This is a genomic window from Nocardia brasiliensis IFM 10847 (assembly GCF_000710915.1).
GTDB lineage: Bacteria > Actinomycetota > Actinomycetes > Mycobacteriales > Mycobacteriaceae > Nocardia > Nocardia brasiliensis_A.
In genome coordinates this window covers 1-853 of record NZ_BAUA01000132.1, presented here as the reverse complement: position 1 = coordinate 853, position 853 = coordinate 1, and the positions used below count along the sequence as shown (strand labels likewise).

Here is an 853-nt window from a genome sequence, read left to right as displayed (position 1 = left end):
CCTACGCCTGCGCAGAGGTATTGGCGTCGGCGGCACGGCTCGCCCTGCCCGAGGACCATATTCCGCAGCTGGACGAGGTCTCCGCGGCGCTGCTGCCGCTCAGCGGATTTCGCTACGCGCCCGCCGCGGGCCTGGTGCCGCTGCGCGAGTTCTTCGGTTCGTTCGCCGATCGGATCTTCCACTCCACCCAGTACATTCGGCACCATTCGGCGCCGCTGTACACGCCCGAACCCGACGCCATCCACGAGATCATCGGGCACGCCAACCAGATCGCGAGCCCGCGCTTCGCCGCCATCTACGAGGCGGTCGGTGCGGCCGTCGGACGGCTCGAGACCGATACCGCGCTGAAATTCCTGGCCAACGTGTTCTGGTTCTCGATGGAATTCGGGGTGGTGCGGGAACAGGGGGAGGTGCGCTGCTACGGGGCGGGCCTGCTCTCCTCCTACGGTGAGATCGAGGAGTTCCGCGGCGCCGACCTGCGCCCGCTCGACGTCGCCGAGATGGGCAGCGCGGTCTACGACATCACGCACTACCAGCCGATCCTGTACTGCGCGGAGTCGATCGCCGAGATCGAGGACGTGGTGGGCGGATTCTTCGCGACCATGGACGACGAGACCCCACAGCGGCTGCGGCATTCGAATACCGCAGGAGCACAGTAGGTTCGGACTATTGCCCGGAACGGTCCCGCCCCAGCGGCAGGCCCGCTTCGAGGAATTCCATCGCTTTGGCGAGGTTCTCGGCGTTGACCGGCGCGATCGTCGCGATGGCCAGCGCGATGCCCGCCAGCGCACCGGAAAGCACCCGGACCTCGAAGTCGTCCGGGGCGACCCCCAGTCGTTCGGCCAGCATCCCC

General features: G+C 67.6%; 1 protein-coding gene and 1 pseudogene. One reads left to right on the top strand and one right to left on the bottom strand.

Features of this window, described 5'->3' with window-relative positions; translation table 11 throughout:
• Nucleotides 1-659: phenylalanine 4-monooxygenase (locus tag NBRGI_RS27070; protein ID WP_036561026.1), on the top strand; the 659-nt coding region annotated here is incomplete at its 5' end.
• 7 nt (nt 660-666) lie between these two features.
• Here NBRGI_RS27070 and NBRGI_RS27065 read toward each other — a convergent pair.
• A pseudogene (locus tag NBRGI_RS27065) lies at nt 667-853 on the bottom strand (TetR family transcriptional regulator); the annotation flags it as partial.